The organism is Uliginosibacterium sp. sgz301328 (assembly GCF_041807905.1).
Taxonomy (GTDB): domain Bacteria; phylum Pseudomonadota; class Gammaproteobacteria; order Burkholderiales; family Rhodocyclaceae; genus JBGVSA01.
On the sequence record NZ_JBGVSA010000016.1, the window covers coordinates 89,965 to 106,712 of the forward strand.

A 16,748-nucleotide genomic window follows, 5' to 3' on the forward strand; every position below is an offset into this window, starting at 1 on the left:
GGTTCTCCGAAAAAATAAAAATCAGACCGTGCCGCTGCGTTGTTCGACTTCGCGTCGCAGCCGCTCGATCAACTCTTCAATGGGCATTTGCCCCAGATCCTGTCCGCCGCGCGCACGCACGGCTACGAGTCCAGCCGCCTTCTCTTTCTCGCCGGCGACCAGCAGGTAGGGCAGCTTTTGCAAGCTATGTTCGCGAATTTTATAGGTAATTTTCTCGTTTCGCAAATCACGCTCGACGCGCAACCCTGCTGCAACCATCGCATCGGCCACATGATCGACGTAATCGGCCTGCGATTCGGAGATGTTCATCACCACCGCCTGGACCGGCGACAGCCACATCGGGAAGGCGCCGCCATAGTTCTCGATGAGAATACCGAGGAAGCGTTCCAGCGAACCGAGGATCGCGCGGTGCAGCATGACCGGGCGCTTGCGGGAGTTATCCTCCGCCACGTACTCGGCATCCAGACGCTCCGGCAGCACGAAGTCGAGCTGGATGGTGCCGCACTGCCACGAACGCCCCAGGGCGTCCTTGATGTGGTATTCGACCTTGGGACCATAGAACGCACCCTCACCCGGCAACTCCTCCCACTCTTTGCCCGAAGCACGCAGCGCCGCACGCAGGCCATCCTCGGCCTTGTCCCAGACTTCGTTCGAGCCGGCGCGCTTTTCGGGGCGCAAAGCCAGCTTGACCGCGACGTCATGGAAGCCGAAGTCCTTGTAAACACTCATCAGAAGCTCATCGAACGCACGCGCTTCGCCTTCGATCTGGTCTTCAGTACAGAAGATGTGTGCGTCGTCCTGGACGAAACCACGAACGCGCATCAGCCCATGCAGCGCTCCGGACGGCTCATTGCGATGGCACGAGCCGAACTCGGCCAGGCGGATCGGCAGATCGCGATACGAACGCAGGCCGTGATTGAAGATCTGGATGTGCCCCGGACAGTTCATCGGCTTCACGGCGTAGTCGCGTTTTTCGGACTCTGTCGTGAACATGTTGTCGCGGTAGTTTTCCCAGTGGCCCGAGCGCTCCCACAGCGTGCGATCCATGATCTGAGGTGTGCGCACTTCCTGGTAGCCCGACGCGTTGAGGCGGCCGCGCATGTATTGCTCGACTTGCTGCCACAGCGTCCAACCCTTCGAGTGCCAGAACACCATGCCGGGCGCTTCGTCCTGCATATGGAACAGGTCGAGTTGCTTTCCGAGACGGCGATGGTCTCGCTTTTCAGCCTCTTCCAGCATGTGCAGATAGGCATCGAGCTCTTCCTTCTTGGCCCATGCAGTGCCGTAAATCCGCTGGAGCTGCTCGTTCTTCGCGTCGCCGCGCCAATAGGCGCCGGCCACCTTCATCAGCTTGAAGAATTTCAGACGCCCCGTCGATGGCACGTGCGGGCCGCGGCACAGGTCGGTGAAATCACCCTCCCGGTACAGCGAAATCGTCTGATCGGCCGGAATGCTGCTGATGATTTCGGCCTTGTAATGCTCACCAATGCCCTTGAAGAATTCGACCGCGTCGTCGCGAGCCCATTCTTCGCGAAAAACCTGGATATCGCGCTTGGCCAATTCCCCCATGCGCTTTTCGATGGCCGCCAGATCTTCGGGCGTAAAGGGACGCGAATAGGCGAAGTCATAGTAGAAGCCGTTTTCGATCACCGGACCGATCGTCACCTGCGCCTCGGGGAACAGTTCCTTGACGGCATACGCCAGCAAGTGAGCCGTGGAGTGCCGGATGACGTCAAGACCGTCGGCATCCTTGTCGGTGACGATCGACAACGCCGCATCGCGGTCGATCACATAGGACGCATCGACCAGTTTGCCATCGACTTTGCCGGCGATGGCCGCACGCGCCAGGCCGGTCCCGATGGAAGCAGCGATGTCGTAGACCGAAATCGGCGCATCGAATGCGCGGACGGAACCGTCAGGAAGCGTGATGTTAGGCATGGCGTTTGGCTTTGGGCGCTGAATGGGCAAAAAAAAAGTGCGGACAAGCCGCACTTTTTCTTTTCTTCAGGAAACGAAGTTTCAAAAAACTATTCGGCTTGATGAAAGATTATCGCCGCGTCGTAGTTCGAAACATTTGAAAACTCCGTCTTCAAATTTGGTAGGCGCGATTGGACTCGAACCAACGACCCCCACCATGTCAAGGTGGTGCTCTAACCAGCTGAGCTACGCGCCTGAAGAGCTGCGCATTATAGAGAAGTCTTCATCGATTGCAAAGCTTTTTCGCGACGACAATTAAATCTGCAGCGCACTGCCTCCACCCCGCGGGCTTCAAAGACTTTCCACCAGGTCGCCATGTTCGGCGCGTAGCACTTCCTCCACCTGTTTCTTTTGTGCCGACGAAACCGGGTGCGTCACCACGGCCCAACGCCCGCTGGCTGAACCCCATCGTACTTTCTCGATCACCATGTCGTGATCGGGGCGCAGCGACACGAAACCGCCGACCATCATGCCGAAGAACAGGCCAAGCACGGCCAGTATCAATACGCTCCGGCCAGGATTCTGGGCAAAGAGAGCCAAATCGGCCTGCTGCAGTGCGATTGCCAGCAACACGCCCATTACCAGCCCAACGGCGCCCAGCACGACATGCGTGCGGATCAAGGTATGGGCGATACCGGTCTGCTCGGGCTCAAGCTTTGCGTCGAATGCCGGGTCCGCCGGCGCAACCAGCTTCACCTGGCCGGCCTGCATGCTGCTTGCACTTTGTACATGCTCGGCGGCACGGCGCGCCGACTCCAGGTTATCGAACAAGGCCGCAACGATCGTGAGCGAACGCTCACCGAAGAGCATCGACAGACTCATTACTCGTCCCTCCTTCCCGCGGTTGAACACCACCTGCCCCCAATATGGGCAGAGTGACGCGGGAATGGCGTCGGACAAGCGACGAGGATATGCCGGTATGCGACCTACACGGCGACACCCATGGCGCCGGACTATTCGTCGCCCGCCGAAGACAGGAGGGCCGCACGGGCCGCCGCATGGGCCGCCAGCATGGCAGCGCGCGACGCGGGCGACTCGAGACTAATGCGGCCGAGGACGCCGGTACGATAATCGGTGAGCAGAATGAGGGAGGATTTCTCCAGATCGAGGCCACCGCCCTTGATACGGCAGCCGCGGCGCTTGGCGATCGCTTCGACCAGGGCCACGCCGTCCATGCCCGCAACGTCGATGCCATAGCGCCTGGACAGCAGTTCGCCATAGCGCGCCAGCAACATGTCGCCCAAGTGCGCAGCCACCTCTTCTTCAATCACGGCATTGCGCCCGATGGCATGGCTGGCCGCCAGCATGTAGCCATCGGCGTCGAATTCGATCTTCGGCCACATCATTCCGGGCGTGTCGGTCAGCGTCATGTTATTGCCCAGGTCCAGGCTTTGCTGGGACTTGGTGACGGCCGGCTCGTCCCCGACTGCCGCCACGCGGCGCTTGAGCAGCGCATTCATGAGGGTCGACTTGCCCACGTTGGGGATGCCCATGATCATCATCCGCAGAGGCTTCGTGCCGTCATTGCGATGAGGCGCCAAGGCGCGACACAAAGCAGGAATGCGCGCGACGTCTGCGGGCTTTTTGGCAGACAACGCCACGGCCTTCACGCCCGCTTGGGCATCATAGTGCGCCAGCCACTGCGCGGTGATTTCCGGATCGGCCACATCGGCCTTGTTGAGCACCTTGAGGCATGGGCGCTGACGCGCCAGGCGCAACTCTCGAATCATTGGATTGCTGCTCGCCTCGGGCAGGCGCGCGTCGCACACCTCGATCACGAGATCGATGCGCTCCATCGTTTCGGCCGCTTTCTTGCGCGCCGAAGTCATATGCCCGGGGAACCACTGGATCGACATAGTTGCTGCTGTTCGAGCTGAAAAGCCGACTATGGTACAGAAGAGAGCCTGATTCACCGCATCGCACATTTGCGCGTTGCGGTTCAGGCGCAGCCCTGAGTTTTCGACAAAGGAGATCCATCATGGCAGAAACGCGCAAAGTCATCGTGCTGTTCCAGAACACGCAGAGCGCGGACGAAGCGTGCCGGATACTCATGGAAAGCGGTTACGAGGCCAGCGAAATCAGCATCATCATGAGCGAGCAGACATGTACGCACAGCGTCGGCAAGCTCGACGACCTCGGCCACAAGGCAAAGGTGGGCGGAGTCGTCGGCGCCTTGGCGGGCGCCGTCGCGGCAACCGGTGCCGCGATTGCGGCACCGGGCATCGGACTGGTCGTTGCCGGCCCGATCGCGGCTGGCGTAGCGGGTGCGGGAGCTGGCGCAACGCTGGGTAGCCTGATTGGAGGTATCGCGGGCTTCGAGCCGTCTGTCGCGCACACGCACGAGGTCGAACGCGGCATGCGCGCGGGCGGCGTGGTCATCGGCATCGAACCGCATTCGGACGAAGACGAGGCGCACTTCCGGCAGCGTTGGGCCGATCGTCTGGCCGAGCAATTGATCCAGCAGGTGGCTTCGACCTGAGGGCCGGTCACTTGCCCTGCAACAGACGCTCCTCGGCGCGGGCGATTTCGGAGGGAACGCCAAGAATCACCACCACGTCACCGTCGATGAACCGGGTGTCGGGCGTGGGGTCGACGGCGCGAATGCCGCGCCGACGCACGGCCGTCACGCGGGCGCCAAGGTCTTCCAGCCCAAGTTCGGCAATGCTGCGGCCCACACCATAGGCACCCGGCTCGAGCACCAGCGAATGCAAACGCTCCTGCTGGGCGTCGGGTCGATCAGCAGAATCCGAGCCGTGGAAGAAACCCCGCATGACGCCATAGCGCTGTGTGCGGATGTCGCGCATGCGGCGGATGACGCGCCCGATCGGCAAACCGATGAGCGTCAGCGTATGAGTGGCAAGCATGATGCTCGTCTCGAGCATCTCGGGCACCACCTGTGCGGCCCCGCGCTGGATAACCTGCTCCATGTCGCTCTCGTCCACCACGCGGGCGACGATCGGAATATCCGGTCGGATTGCCTGCACGTGGTGCATCACGCGGAGTGTCGCGCGCACGTCGTTGAACGAGATCACCACAGCGCTTGCACGCGCCAGCCCGGCGGCGATGAGTGTCTCGCGGCGGGCCGCGTCACCATAGACCACCGTTTCGCCCGCCGCCGCCGCTTCGCGCACGCGATCGGGGTCGAGGTCGAGCGCGACGTAGCCCACGTGTTCCTGCTCAAGAAAACGGCCGAGGTACTGGCCGGAACGACCGTAGCCGCAGATCAGCACGTGCTGGTCGGTGGCGATCGATTGGGCCGCCACGCGGGTCAGCTCCATCGATCGCAGCAGCCATTCCGAAGCCACGAAGCGCATGACGATGCGGTCGCTGAACATGACCAGCAGCGGCGCCGCCAGTAGCGACAGCACCAGCGCGGCGATGACGACCTGCAGGACGGCCGCAGAAATCAGGTTGAAGCCGCTCGCCTGAGTCAGCAACACAAAGCCGAATTCGCCGCCGGCACACAGCCACAAGCCCGTGCGCATGGCCGTACCGGCCGATCCTTCGAGCACGCGGGACGCCAGCCACACCACGCCAAACTTGATCAAGAGCAGCGCCAGCAGCAAACCAATGACTGCGAGGAAGTGCTGCGCAATTACCGCCACATCGAGGAACATGCCGACCGACACCATGAATAGCCCAAGCAGCACGTCGCGGAACGGTTTGATGTCTTCTTCCACCTGGTAGCGGTACTCGGTCTCCGAAATCAGCATGCCGGCCATGAAGGCGCCCAGCGCGAGCGACAGGCCAGCCTGTTCGGTGATCCACGCCAGCGCGAGCGTCACCAGCAGGATGTTGAGCATGAACAGTTCGGACGATTTGCGCTTGGCCACGAGGTGGAACCAGGGCCGCATGAGCCGTTGCCCGAAGAACAGCAGCAAGGCCATCACGAATACGACCTTGAACGCAGCCCAGCCCAGGGTTTCGGCCAGCACGTTGGCGGGCTGCGACAGCGCCGGGATCAGGATCAGCAGGGGCACCACCGCCAGATCCTGAAACAACAGCACGCCAATGACCTGCCGTCCGTGTGGCGCGTCGAATTCCATGCGATCGACCAGCAGCTTGGACAGGATGGCCGTCGAGGACATCGACACGGCCCCGGCCACGGCAAAGCTCTCCGCCCGACCCAGCCCGACGATCATGCCGAGCACCGTGACGATGAAGACGGTCCCGATCACCTGGGCGCCGCCAAGCAGAAACACGATCCGCTTCATCGCAAACAACCGTGGCAGGGAGAACTCCAGCCCGATCGAGAACATCAAAAAGACGACACCGAACTCAGCGAAGTGACGCCCCTGTTCGCTGTCAGGCACCATCGCCGCGGCATGAGGTCCGAGAGCGGCGCCAACCAGCAAGTAAGCAAGGACGGGGGGCAGGTTGAATGCCCGAAAGACAGCCACGGCCACCACTGCGGCAGCCAGCAGCACCAAGATCAATTCAAGGGTGTCGTACATGCAATGAGAAGAGCCGGCGCCTTCGCGGCAGGTGTGGCGCCTTTGTTATACTGGTGAGTCAGTTTAACCCAGCCCAGCGCGTTCCCATGCCGGCCTTTTCCAATTCTTCAGCATATTCTCCCTACATGCCAAACGGAGAGACGATCGCGTCGCGGGCGCGGCGGGTGCTGAGCATCGAGGCCGACGCGGTTGCCACCCTGGGTTCGCGGCTCGACGACAACTTCGATCGGGCCGTCCAGATCATCCTGCAGGCACGGGGCCGGGTCATCGTCAGCGGCGTGGGCAAGTCCGGGCATATCGCTCGCAAGATCGCGGCCACGCTGTCTTCGACGGGTACCCCCGCCTACTTCGTCCACCCCTCTGAAGCCGCCCACGGTGATCTCGGCATGATCCAGCCGGACGACGTGGTGATCGCCATTTCGAACTCTGGCGCCACCGACGAACTGCTGGTCATCGTGCCCTCAGTCAAGCGCATGGGCGCGCGGCTCATCGCCATGACGGGCCGCGCCGACTCGCCGCTGGCCCAGTTGGCCGATGCCCATCTCGACGTGGGTGTGGCCGAAGAAGCCTGCCCGCTCAATCTCGCCCCGACCGCCAGCACCACGGCTGCACTCGCCATGGGTGATGCGCTGGCCGTCGTGCTGCTCGAAATGCGCGGCTTCGGCGCCGAAGATTTCGCTCGTTCGCATCCTGGCGGCGCCCTCGGTCGTCGACTGCTCACCCATGTCCGCGACGTCATGCGGACAGGCGACGCGGTACCTGTCGTGGCAGGCACGGCCAGCTTTGCCGACGCCTTGCTGGAGATTTCCCGCAAGGGCATGGGCATGACGGCCATCTGCGAACAGGACGGCACAGTCGCCGGCATCTTTACCGATGGCGACCTGCGCCGCCTGCTCGAACATGAGCGCGACTTCCGCACACTGGCCATTTCCGAAGTCATGCACCGCGCGCCCAAGGCCATCGGCCCCAACGCGCTCGCTACCGAAGCGGCCGAGATGATGGATCGCTACCGCATCAGCCAGATTCTGGTGGTCGACGGCGACGGCAAACTGGTCGGCGCGCTCAATGCCCACGACCTGATGAACGCCAAGGTCATCTGATGAATGCTCACCAAAAAGCGGCGCGCGTACGGTTGATGGCTTTCGATGTCGACGGCGTGCTCACGGACGGCGGCCTGTATTACTCGCCGCGCGGCGACGAACTCAAGCGTTTTTCCGTGCTTGACGGCCATGGGATGAAGATGCTCCAGAAAGCCGGTGTCGAGGTTGCCATCATCACCGCCCGCAACTCACCGATGGTGGCATTGCGGGCAGAAAACCTCGGAATCGTCCGCGTCATACAGGGCGCCCGCGACAAGCGCGCCACGCTGCTCGCCCTGCGCGAGGAACTATCCCTACCGGCGGACGAAACCGGCTATATGGGCGATGACATTGTTGACCTTCCGATTCTGCGTGCCTGCGGTTTCTCGGCCACACCGGCCAACGGCCACGCTTTTGTGAAAGCGCACGTGGATTACACCGCCGCGACCGAAGGCGGACACGGGGCGGTGCGCGAGGTATGTGAATTCATTTTGGCCGCGCAAGGCAAGCTCGACGACATGCTCGAGGGCTACCTGCAATGAAACGCCTGTCCTCGCTCTTCCCTCTCATCGTCGTCGCGCTGCTGGCAGGCGCTTCATATTGGCTGCAGTACATCGTCCAGCAGTCGCGGCCGGGTGGGCTCGGCGTCAATCGGCACGATCCGGACGCATACATCGAACATTTCGAAATCGAGCGCTTCGGTCAGGACGGGCGCTTGCTGTCGCGGCTTTCCGCTCCCAAGGCACTGCACTATCCCGACAACGACATCGCGGACATGACTACACCGCGCATGGAACTGAACGGAAGCGAACGCGTGACGACGCTGTCCAGCGACCGCGCCGTGGCCAGCAACACCGAACAGAAAGTCGTCATGACCGGCAACGTGCGCGGCCTGCAGGCAGCGACCGCGGATCGCCCCGAACAGACCTTGAGCACGGAAGAACTCACCGTGCTCACCGATGACCAGATCGCCATCACCGACAAACCCGTCGTCGTCACCCAAGGTAAATCACGACTCGAAGGGGTTGGCGCCGAATGGAACAACATTACCGGCGTGCTGAAGATGAATCAGGCGCGCGCCACCATGCCGCCAAAAAAGGGCAAATAACCCATGAAGCTACCTGTTCTGACCGTCGTCGCATTGTTGCTGGCCCAGCCCGTTGCGGCGCTCGCCGAGCGCGCTGACCGCGAAAAGCCGGTCAATATCGAAGCCGACAAACTGACCGTCGACGACCGCAACAAGGTCCAGACGTTTGAAGGCCGGGTCAAGCTCACGCAGGGCACACTCGTCATCACAGCCGACAAGGTTGTCGTTACGCAGGACGCAGACGGCTTCCAGAAAGGTGTGGCTACCGGTGGCGCTGGCGGGCTGTCGCGTTTTCGCCAGAAGCGTGAAGGGCGTGACGAGTACATCGAAGGCGAAGCCGAGCGAATCGATTACGACGGCAAGACGGACCGCGCCCAACTCTTCCGCCGTTCCTACGTAAAGAGCGGGCGCGATGAAGTCCGCGGCCAGTACATTGAGTACGACGGCGTAACGGAGAACTACCTCGTCACCAACGGGCCGAATGCCACCGTTCAACAAGGCGTACCCGAACGCGTCCGGGCAGTGATCCAGCCGAAGAATGCGGCATCCGCGCCGGTCGCCAGCCCCACGCCCGCAACGCCAGGTTCACCGGCCACGTCCACGGGCAAGTAAGGCGGCTTCACCGATGCACAGGCCGCCCACGGGCGGCCTTTTGCTGGCTGGCGCGATCGGTCGAGCTGGATGGTCGGCCTGCGCGCTGCCAGCAGTCCCCGCCCCCTCACATCGGCCACATTTGGCGCGTTGCGACTATTGCGATGCACAATATCGATAGCAGAAGACTTAAGCCACTGATTTGAAGACAAGAATTTTCTTATACAGATTTTGTGCACCGCACAATTTTATTTGACAAGCCAGATCCAAACTCTAGAATACGGGTTGTGCGGCGCATCATTTTCACGGATCAGCGCATCCGCGGCGCCGGCAAAGCGCGAAGCGCCATCAACATCCTCATTTCAGGAGCTGGAAAATGTACGCCACACCCGAACAATTCGCCGCGACCAACAAAGCCTACGTCGAGACCCTGTTGACCATTGCCAACACGTCCTTCGTCAGCGCTGAAAAGCTCGCCACCCTCAACCTCAACGCCGCCCGCGCGGTGCTGGAAGACGGCGTGGCCAACGCCAAGTCGCTGCTGGCTGTCAAAGACGCCCAGGAGCTCGTCAACCTGCAGGCTTCGCTGGCTCAACCGAGCGTTGAAAAGCTGGTTGCCTACAGCCGCCATGTCTATGACATCGCCCATCAGGCTCAGCAAGAAATCGCCGGCATCCTCGAATCGCAACTGGCCGAAATCAACAAGAACGTTGCCTCCGCACTCGATAAGGCCGCCAAGTCCGCCCCGGCCGGCTCCGATGTTGCAGTCGCCGCCGTCAAAAGCGCCCTGGCTGCCGCCAACTCTGCCTACGACAGCATGAACAAGGCTGCCAAGCAGGTTGCCGAAATCGCCGAAGCCAACGTGGCTGCCGCGACCAACGCGACCGTCAAGGCCGTCGGCGCTTCTGCCAGCGCTGCCTCCAAGACGAGCAAGAAGGTCGCCTGAGGCGTTACGCTTCAATCCTGGCCGTGACGGCCGGGCCATCAAAAAACCCGCAGACCGTTCCCGGCTGCGGGTTTTTTGTATGTCTTGCGGGAGCAATCAGCGTTTGTCGCGAACAACGCTTTCGCGCCATTCATACCCGCGCGCCGTCATCTCGGCCCGCATATCGCGCATAGCTCGGTCTACCGCATCCGGTAGCCCCTTGGCACCCAGTTCGATCATGCGACGGCCCCCCTCGCCCGCGAGCGTCGGCAGACTGAAGATGGTCACGCCGAAACGCTCCTGCAACGTAGTCATCAGATCGACAAGATCGCTTTCTCGTGCGTCGAAGACATCGATGGAGGATTCCGCATGCGGATGCGCGTGATGCAGCGCCCGATAGTGCGTATCGAGCGCCCACGCCATCATCGGCCAGGCCATCTGCGGGAAACCGGGCAGAAAGTAATGCTCACGGCAAGCGAAGCCTGGGATGCCGTTGTAGGAATTGGGCACGATGTCGCAACCGCTCGGGAACTCCCCCATCCTGAGACGCTGCGGCGTAGTCTCGTCGCCGAAGCGAGCGCGGATCTCGTGTTCCGCCTGCGGATGCAGCGCCAGCGGAAGGCCAAGCGCTTGCGCCGCAGCCTGGCGGGTATGGTCGTCGGGGGTGGCGCCAATGCCGCCGAACGAAAACACGACATCGCCGCTGGCAAAGGTGTCGCGCAACGTCTGTACCAGTCGGGGTCGATCGTCGCCCACGTAGCGCGCCCACGACAATTGCAGTCCCCGTTCGGCAAGCAGGCTGATGGCATGCGCCAGGTGCTTGTCGGATCGCCGTCCGGATAGGATTTCGTCGCCAATGATGATGACGCCGAAATTGCGCATCACACGGCCCCTGCTATGCGGCCACGATCACGTCGCAGCCCTTCGAGCAGATAGTGAACGAACGCCAGCCCCGTGAAGGCAGGCACGAACAGGTTCAAAAAGGGTACGAACGCCAGCACGCCGGCACCGATACCGAGCGCATACACGCCGCCCTTGCGACGACGCGGCACGTCGCGCAATTCTGTCTTGTCCGCGTGATTCATCAGCGCGTCATAGCGATAGCAGCGTTGGTTGAGCCACGCCGAGAGCAGCACCGACAAGACCAGCCCGACCCCTGGTATGAGCCAGAACGGCAGCGTCAGCCCGGCCACCACCAGGAATACCAGCAGTGCCCAGAGTGAGTTGAAGAGGCTTCCCATCATCGTGCCCCCGTGCCGTTCTTCGAGATCGTCGTAATCCGTGCGCGCCACGCGTTCGAGCATCATCGGCAAGGCGAAGATCGACACCAGGATTGCCGACGTCACGAACACCAGCGGTACCGCCAGCATGAACAGCAACACATTGACCACGACCGCGATGGTCACGCGACCGCTTTCCTCGTGCGTGAACCAATTGCCCACCAGCGGCCAGCCGTCGGCCATGCGGATCAGTGCCGCGGCGGCATCCGTCCAGAAAAAAACCGCCACGCCGACCCAGATGGCAAATGCCAACAGGCTTGGCCATAGCAGGTGCCAGAAGATGTCAGGCCTGAGCAGGCTACGCAAGGCGCGTCGATACGCGAGAAAAAGACCATTCATTCGAACGAACCCCGATGACTCCGTTGAGATCAGGCCGCAGCGCGCAGCCCTTCGACCACCGTCTTGCGCAACAGGCCGCGTACCCCCAGCCAGCCCGCAATGGTCACCGCCAGCGCGGACAGCAAACCGGCCCCCAGCAGTCCCGCAAGCGCCGGCTGGTACTTGAGATCGAAGACAAAAGTCGACAGCGAATATCCGATGCCCAGCGCGGCCGCGATCGCCAATAGCGCAGCCAGCAATCCCAGAACCGCGAACTCGGCCAGCATTGCGGCGCGCAACTGGGTACGCCGGGCCCCGAGCGAGCGCAACACCGAGAGCTCATACATCCGCTCGTCATGCGTGGCCTGTAGCGCCGACAACAGCACCACGATGCCGGCCACCAGTGCGAATGCCAGCACGAATTGCACCACACTGATCAGCTTGTCCGTCAACGACACGACCTGCGAGATCACCTGTCCCACGTCGATGACGGACAGGTTCGGGAACGAACCGACCAGTTGGGCGATGAAAGTCGATTTTCCGTCGGGCAGACGGAAGCTCGTGATGTAACTGGCGGGGTAGTCATCCAGCAGTCCAGGCGCGGCGGTGAAGAAGAAGTTAACGCGCATCGAATCCCAATCGAGCTTGCGAATGCTGGATATCTTGCCCGTCACGCGCTGGCCGCCAATGTCGAACACCACCTCGTCTCCCAATTTGATGCCGAGGCGCGTGCCGATCCCTTCTTCCATCGAAAACTCCGGCACGTGCGCGTCACCGTGCCAGCGCCCGGCGACCACGCGATTGCCGTCCTGCAAGGTGCTCGCCCACGACAGATTGAACTCGCGCTCGGCAAGCCGCTGCGTGCGGTCCTCCTCGTAGTCCCCGCCCTTGACCGGACGATCGTTGATCGACACCAGGCGACCGCGGATCATCGGAAGCAGATCGGGCGCCGGCAAGCCATTGTCGGTGAACAGTTTGCGCACCTGGGGGCGCTGTTCAGGCTGGATGTTCATGACGAACTGGTTGGGAGCATCCGGCGACTGATTGCGCCGCCAGCTATTGAGCAGATCCTGCGTTACCAGCGTCAGCAACAGCACGGCGGTCAGGCCCAGGGCGAGCGCCACCGACTGCACGACGCTCCCTCCCAGGCGCCGATGCAGAGCCGCGAGCCCGTAGCGCAGCCCCCAGCCGCCGGAAACGCTGCGCACTCTCGCGAACAGGGACAACACGATCCAACCCGCGACGGCAAAGACGACGCACGCCGCCGCGAAACCGCCGACCACGTAGAGGCCGAGGCGGATGTCTTGCGCCACCCACAGCATCAGTCCGGCTAGCGCGAGCGCGCCCACGACCCACGCGCCGAGCGAGCTCGCCTCGAGCGCGTCCCACTCACGGCGCAGCACGCGGATGGGCGGCACGCGCGTCAACCGGAGCAACTGAGGCACGATGAAGCCCGCCACCAGCACGAGACTCGTCAGCATGCCGTGCACCGCCGGCACCGGCCCGGGAAGCGGCAACTCGGCGGACACCAGCGAGGACGCAACCTTCGCCAGTCCGGCCTGCAACGCGAAGCCAACTATGCAACCCAACGCGCCCACGACCAGCCCGAAGCAAACGAATTCCACCAGATACACACCGATAAGTTGACGCCGGCTCGCGCCGAAACAGCGCATGACGGCGCACCCATCCAGATGTCGCTGCAGATAGCGGCGCGACGACAGGCCGATGGCCACCGCCGCCAGCACGACGGCCAGCATCGCTGCGAGCCGCAGAAAGCGATGCGCACGATCCAGTCCGTTGCGTACCTCGGGGCGTGCGTTGTCGATGCTCTCGATGCGTTCCCCGCGCTCAAGCCGGGGCGCCAGCCAGGTTTGCAGCGCGTCGATCTCACGCTTGTCTCCCGCGAACTGGAGCCGATAGCGCACGCGGCTGCCTTCCTGGATCAAGCCGGTGCCGTCGAGGTCGGCGGCATTGATGATGATGCGGGGGATGAAGCTGAAGAAATTCGTGCCGCGATCGGATTCAAAGGTAACCAGCGCTCCGACACGGAAATGGCTGTTGCCGAGCTGGACCGAATCCCCCGGCTTAACCCCGAGGCCGCTGACCAGGCGCTCTTCCAGCCAGGCCTCGCCACGCGCCGGAATGCGTCCGGCCTCGCCCCCCGGCGCCCCCATGGCCGGCGCCACCTGAAGGCTGCCGCGCAGCGGATAGCCCAGGTCGACTGTTTTCACCGCGGCCAATTGGGCCACGTCGTCCGTGCTGACCATGCTGTTGAAGAGTCTTGTCTCCGTCACCCGCACACCGAGGCGGTGCGCTTCATCGGATAACGCCATCGGCAAGGGATGGTCGGCCGTCACGAGCAGATCGCCCCCCAACAACTGGTTGGCATCGCGATTGAGCCCGAGGCGAAGGCTGTCGGTAAGAAAGCCGACGCTCGTCAGGCAGGTGACAGCGATCAGGAGCGCCACTGCAAGCAGTGTCAGCTCGCCTGCGCGCAAATCGCGCAGCAGGGACGTCCAGGCAAGTCGGAGGGTGTGCATTCGGTCGGCGGAAAGAGGATGCTCGGTTGGAGGTTCGGCGGCCGCGATGCTGCACGGATGGCGGATCGCGGTGCTTCGTCAGAGTGCCGATCGCCGCCGGGAGTTCATTGCGCGAGGCGGAACAGACTGGTGTAGACGTGGCGCAGGTGAGCGCGCATCTTGTCGCGCGCCAGCGTCGGGTCGCGCTCGCGGATCGCCTCGAAGATTTCGCGATGCTCCTGCGCCAGATCGGGCGCGAGACCATGTTCGGTGTAGTGGTCTTCGAAGCGCTTGTACATCGGGCTGTAGCGCTTGTTCCAGAGCTGCGTGAGCACATCCAACAACACCGGATTGCCGGTCATCTCGGCTATCAGCAGGTGGAAGCTGCGGTCGAGCTGATGGAATTCGAGATTGTCGGTATCCATCTGCTCCATCGTCGCGATGATGTCGCGCATCTTGTCGATCTGCGATGGCGTAGCGGTCTTGGCGGCCAGTCCGCAGAGTTCGCCTTCCAGGAATTCGCGCGCCTTGAGCAGATCGGCCACCCCACCTTCTTCAATGGCCGCGTTGGCGGCTGCCGTCTCCGGCAGATTGGTCCGTACGAACACCCCATTGCCCGTACGGATTTCAACCCATCCCAGCATTTCGAGCGCGATCAGCGCCTCGCGCACCGACGACCTGCTCACGCCGAGCTTCTTCGACAGATCGCGCTCGGATGGCAGCGCCGTTCCGGGCGGAAACTGCCCATCGCGGATGAAATCGATGAGTACGCCGGATATCTGGCGGTACAGGCGTTCCACCTTCAGGGTGGGTAGATCGATGTCCATTTATTGGTTCCAGACGTTCAGTCAGCGCTGAGTGTATCAGGCGGCCTGACCGCCATACCGTTCTTGACGTGACGCAATAGGCATCGCGCGGGCTCAATTCCCTGGGGTTAACCCCACTGTTGCGTAACAGGCTTGTCGGAAAAGATTCGGTCCAACGGTCTAGTGGTCTGACCACCGAACCAAGAAATGGATTCGGCCCATGAGTCAGCCGCCGGGAAAGGCCGGGTTCGCGATGGAGACAACGATGATCTTGCAGAAGTTGAATCGAGGGCTCGAATGGCTGCTCATAGCCATGCTGGCGCTCATGGTTGTAATGGTGTTCGGCAACGTAGTGCTGCGCTACGTATTCAACTCGAGCATCTTGAGTTCGGAAGAGGTCTCGCGCTTTCTCTTCGTCTGGGTCGTGTTCGTCGGCTCCGTGCTGGCCCTGCGCGACAACGCCCACCTGGGTGTCCATATGATCACCGAACGCCTGCCGATGAAAGCGCAGCGCATCTGCAAGTTCGTCGGCGATCTCATGACCTTCCTGTGCTGCCTGATGATGATCTGGGGCACGTGGGAGCTGTGTGCACTCAACTTCCACAACGCCGCCCCCATCACCGGCCTTCCCTACGGATACGTCTACATCGCCGGCATCGTGGGCGGCATTGGGATGGGTTTGCTCCTGTTGCGTTCGATGTATCGCATGGCAACGGGCAAGATGACCGACGCTGAACTGTCTTCGAACTTCGAAGACGTGCTCTGACACTGCGAGGAACACAACATCATGACCATTGCAGTGTTCGTATTCGCCCTTTGCGGCGCCATGGCAATCGGTGTGCCGGTGGCCTTCGCCCTGCTGATCTGCGGCGTCGCGTTGATGATTCACGAAAACGCGTTCGACGCGCAGATCCTTGCGCAGAACCTCCTGTCCGGCGCCGACAACTTCCCGCTGATGGCAATCCCGTTCTTCATGCTCGCTGGCGAGATCATGAACAAGGGCGGCTTGTCAGCGCAGATCGTCAAGGTCGCCGAAGCGCTCGTCGGCCATGTGCGCGGCGGCCTCGGCTACGTCGCCATCGTGGCCGCGCTTGTGCTGGCAGCCATTTCCGGCTCTGCTGCGGCGGATGCCGCCGCACTGGCGGCTGTCGTCATCCCGCTCATGCGCAATGCTGGCTACAACGTGCCGCGCTCGGCCGGTCTGATCGCGGGCGCCGGCTGTATCGCGCCGATCCTGCCGCCCGCCATGCCGCTGGTGCTGTTCGGCGTCGCCGCTCAACTGTCGGTCACCAAGCTGTTCTTCACCGGCGTCTTCCCCGGCATGTTGATGGCGGCATCCCTGGTCATCACCTGGTACCTGACCGCCCGCAAGGACTTCAAGGGCCGCCCCACCGCCAAGTTCGAAGCTCGCGTGCTGCTGCGCGCCCTGCGCGAAGCCGGCTGGGCGCTGGTGCTGCCCGTGATCATCATCGGCGGCATGAAGACCGGCGCCTTCACGCCGACCGAGGCAGCCGTGGTCGCTGCGGTGTATTCGCTGCTGGTGAGCGTGTTCGTCTACAAGGGTCTGAAGATCTCCGATCTGCCGCCGATCTTCCTGGCCGCTGCCAAGACCGCCGCCACCATCATGCTGATCGTCGCCGCTTCGATGGTGAGCGCATGGCTGATCACACTGGCGGACATCCCCGGGCAGGTCATCGAGATCATGCAGCCGT

General features: G+C 62.4%; 16 protein-coding genes and 1 tRNA gene. 8 read left to right on the forward strand and 9 right to left on the reverse strand.

Annotated elements, in window-relative coordinates; all coding sequences use genetic code 11:
• Window positions 1–21 precede the first annotated feature (21 nt).
• The 4 genes from thrS to ylqF all read right to left on the reverse strand — a co-directional run bounded on the left by thrS (window position 22) and on the right by ylqF (window position 3,833).
• On the reverse strand, window positions 22–1,938 hold the full coding sequence (thrS, locus tag ACDA63_RS13445) for a threonine--tRNA ligase (protein WP_373663769.1): 1,917 nt from the start codon (window positions 1,936–1,938) through the stop codon (window positions 22–24).
• Between the two features lie 158 nt (window positions 1,939–2,096).
• Window positions 2,097–2,173 (reverse strand) — tRNA-Val (locus tag ACDA63_RS13450).
• A 95-nt stretch (window positions 2,174–2,268) separates the two neighbouring features.
• Entirely contained in the window at window positions 2,269–2,799 is a 531-nt protein-coding gene (locus ACDA63_RS13455) for a hypothetical protein (RefSeq protein WP_373663770.1), read from the reverse strand.
• Window positions 2,800–2,930: 131 nt separating this feature from the next.
• The gene (gene ylqF, locus ACDA63_RS13460; RefSeq protein WP_373663787.1) at window positions 2,931–3,833 is read right to left on the reverse strand and encodes a ribosome biogenesis GTPase YlqF; all 903 of its coding nucleotides are present in this window, start codon (window positions 3,831–3,833) and stop codon (window positions 2,931–2,933) included.
• Between the two features lie 122 nt (window positions 3,834–3,955).
• Between ylqF and ACDA63_RS13465 the strand changes: the two genes are divergently transcribed.
• The gene (locus ACDA63_RS13465; protein ID WP_373663771.1) at window positions 3,956–4,456 is read left to right on the forward strand and encodes a hypothetical protein; all 501 of its coding nucleotides are present in this window, start codon (window positions 3,956–3,958) and stop codon (window positions 4,454–4,456) included.
• Between the two features lie 7 nt (window positions 4,457–4,463).
• On the opposite strand, the gene ACDA63_RS13470 is transcribed toward ACDA63_RS13465, so the two are convergent.
• Complete coding sequence (locus tag ACDA63_RS13470) at window positions 4,464–6,431, reverse strand: cation:proton antiporter (protein WP_373663772.1); 1,968 nt, start codon at window positions 6,429–6,431, stop codon at window positions 4,464–4,466.
• 125 nt (window positions 6,432–6,556) lie between these two features.
• Between ACDA63_RS13470 and ACDA63_RS13475 the strand changes: the two genes are divergently transcribed.
• The 5 genes from ACDA63_RS13475 (at window position 6,557) to ACDA63_RS13495 (ending at window position 10,134) form a co-directional block, all read left to right on the forward strand.
• On the forward strand, window positions 6,557–7,531 hold the full coding sequence (locus ACDA63_RS13475; protein WP_373663773.1) for an SIS domain-containing protein: 975 nt from the start codon (window positions 6,557–6,559) through the stop codon (window positions 7,529–7,531).
• Window positions 7,531–8,052, forward strand: coding sequence for a KdsC family phosphatase (locus ACDA63_RS13480; protein WP_373663774.1), 522 nt, complete (start codon window positions 7,531–7,533; stop codon window positions 8,050–8,052). Before ACDA63_RS13475 ends, ACDA63_RS13480 begins: the two co-directional genes overlap by 1 nt.
• Window positions 8,049–8,618 (forward strand): LPS export ABC transporter periplasmic protein LptC, encoded by a 570-nt coding sequence (gene lptC / locus ACDA63_RS13485; RefSeq protein WP_373663775.1) that lies wholly within the window; start codon window positions 8,049–8,051, stop codon window positions 8,616–8,618. Before ACDA63_RS13480 ends, lptC begins: the two co-directional genes overlap by 4 nt.
• Window positions 8,619–8,621: 3 nt before the next feature.
• The gene (gene lptA / locus ACDA63_RS13490; protein ID WP_373663776.1) at window positions 8,622–9,209 is read left to right on the forward strand and encodes a lipopolysaccharide transport periplasmic protein LptA; all 588 of its coding nucleotides are present in this window, start codon (window positions 8,622–8,624) and stop codon (window positions 9,207–9,209) included.
• Between the two features lie 355 nt (window positions 9,210–9,564).
• On the forward strand, window positions 9,565–10,134 hold the full coding sequence (locus ACDA63_RS13495; protein WP_373663777.1) for a phasin family protein: 570 nt from the start codon (window positions 9,565–9,567) through the stop codon (window positions 10,132–10,134).
• Between the two features lie 96 nt (window positions 10,135–10,230).
• Here ACDA63_RS13495 and ACDA63_RS13500 read toward each other — a convergent pair whose 3' ends face one another.
• The 4 genes from ACDA63_RS13500 to ACDA63_RS13515 form a co-directional block, all read right to left on the reverse strand.
• The gene (locus ACDA63_RS13500) at window positions 10,231–10,995 is read right to left on the reverse strand and encodes a competence/damage-inducible protein A (RefSeq protein ID WP_373663788.1); all 765 of its coding nucleotides are present in this window, start codon (window positions 10,993–10,995) and stop codon (window positions 10,231–10,233) included.
• Complete coding sequence (locus ACDA63_RS13505) at window positions 10,995–11,732, reverse strand: EI24 domain-containing protein (protein WP_373663778.1); 738 nt, start codon at window positions 11,730–11,732, stop codon at window positions 10,995–10,997. The genes ACDA63_RS13500 and ACDA63_RS13505 overlap by 1 nt, the downstream gene beginning before the upstream one ends.
• A gap of 29 nt (window positions 11,733–11,761) precedes the next feature.
• Window positions 11,762–14,251: an ABC transporter permease gene (locus ACDA63_RS13510; protein WP_373663779.1), complete on the reverse strand. Its 2,490-nt coding sequence runs from the start codon at window positions 14,249–14,251 to the stop codon at window positions 11,762–11,764.
• A 104-nt stretch (window positions 14,252–14,355) separates the two neighbouring features.
• Window positions 14,356–15,057, reverse strand: a complete 702-nt coding sequence (locus tag ACDA63_RS13515) for a FadR/GntR family transcriptional regulator (RefSeq protein WP_373663780.1) — start codon at window positions 15,055–15,057, stop codon at window positions 14,356–14,358.
• A gap of 244 nt (window positions 15,058–15,301) precedes the next feature.
• Here ACDA63_RS13515 and ACDA63_RS13520 point away from each other — a divergent pair, with 244 nt between their 5' ends.
• Entirely contained in the window at window positions 15,302–15,802 is a 501-nt protein-coding gene (locus ACDA63_RS13520; RefSeq protein WP_373663781.1) for a TRAP transporter small permease, read from the forward strand.
• Window positions 15,803–15,823: 21 nt separating this feature from the next.
• Window positions 15,824–16,748: TRAP transporter large permease subunit (locus ACDA63_RS13525; protein ID WP_373663782.1), on the forward strand; the 925-nt coding region annotated here is incomplete at its 3' end.

Excerpts from the sequence above, each read along its gene's own strand:
- thrS (WP_373663769.1), bottom strand. The coding sequence starts at position 1,938 with ATGCCTAACATCACGCTTCCTGACGGTTCCGTCCGCGCATTCGATGCG.
- ACDA63_RS13455 (WP_373663770.1), bottom strand. The coding sequence starts at position 2,799 with ATGAGTCTGTCGATGCTCTTCGGTGAGCGTTCGCTCACGATCGTTGCG.
- ylqF (WP_373663787.1), bottom strand. The coding sequence starts at position 3,833 with ATGTCGATCCAGTGGTTCCCCGGGCATATGACTTCGGCGCGCAAGAAA.
- ACDA63_RS13465 (WP_373663771.1), top strand. The coding sequence starts at position 3,956 with ATGGCAGAAACGCGCAAAGTCATCGTGCTGTTCCAGAACACGCAGAGC.
- ACDA63_RS13470 (WP_373663772.1), bottom strand. The coding sequence starts at position 6,431 with ATGTACGACACCCTTGAATTGATCTTGGTGCTGCTGGCTGCCGCAGTG.
- ACDA63_RS13475 (WP_373663773.1), top strand. The coding sequence starts at position 6,557 with ATGCCAAACGGAGAGACGATCGCGTCGCGGGCGCGGCGGGTGCTGAGC.
- ACDA63_RS13480 (WP_373663774.1), top strand. The coding sequence starts at position 7,531 with ATGAATGCTCACCAAAAAGCGGCGCGCGTACGGTTGATGGCTTTCGAT.
- lptC (WP_373663775.1), top strand. The coding sequence starts at position 8,049 with ATGAAACGCCTGTCCTCGCTCTTCCCTCTCATCGTCGTCGCGCTGCTG.
- lptA (WP_373663776.1), top strand. The coding sequence starts at position 8,622 with ATGAAGCTACCTGTTCTGACCGTCGTCGCATTGTTGCTGGCCCAGCCC.
- ACDA63_RS13495 (WP_373663777.1), top strand. The coding sequence starts at position 9,565 with ATGTACGCCACACCCGAACAATTCGCCGCGACCAACAAAGCCTACGTC.
- ACDA63_RS13500 (WP_373663788.1), bottom strand. The coding sequence starts at position 10,995 with ATGCGCAATTTCGGCGTCATCATCATTGGCGACGAAATCCTATCCGGA.
- ACDA63_RS13505 (WP_373663778.1), bottom strand. The coding sequence starts at position 11,732 with ATGAATGGTCTTTTTCTCGCGTATCGACGCGCCTTGCGTAGCCTGCTC.
- ACDA63_RS13510 (WP_373663779.1), bottom strand. The coding sequence starts at position 14,251 with ATGCACACCCTCCGACTTGCCTGGACGTCCCTGCTGCGCGATTTGCGC.
- ACDA63_RS13515 (WP_373663780.1), bottom strand. The coding sequence starts at position 15,057 with ATGGACATCGATCTACCCACCCTGAAGGTGGAACGCCTGTACCGCCAG.
- ACDA63_RS13520 (WP_373663781.1), top strand. The coding sequence starts at position 15,302 with ATGATCTTGCAGAAGTTGAATCGAGGGCTCGAATGGCTGCTCATAGCC.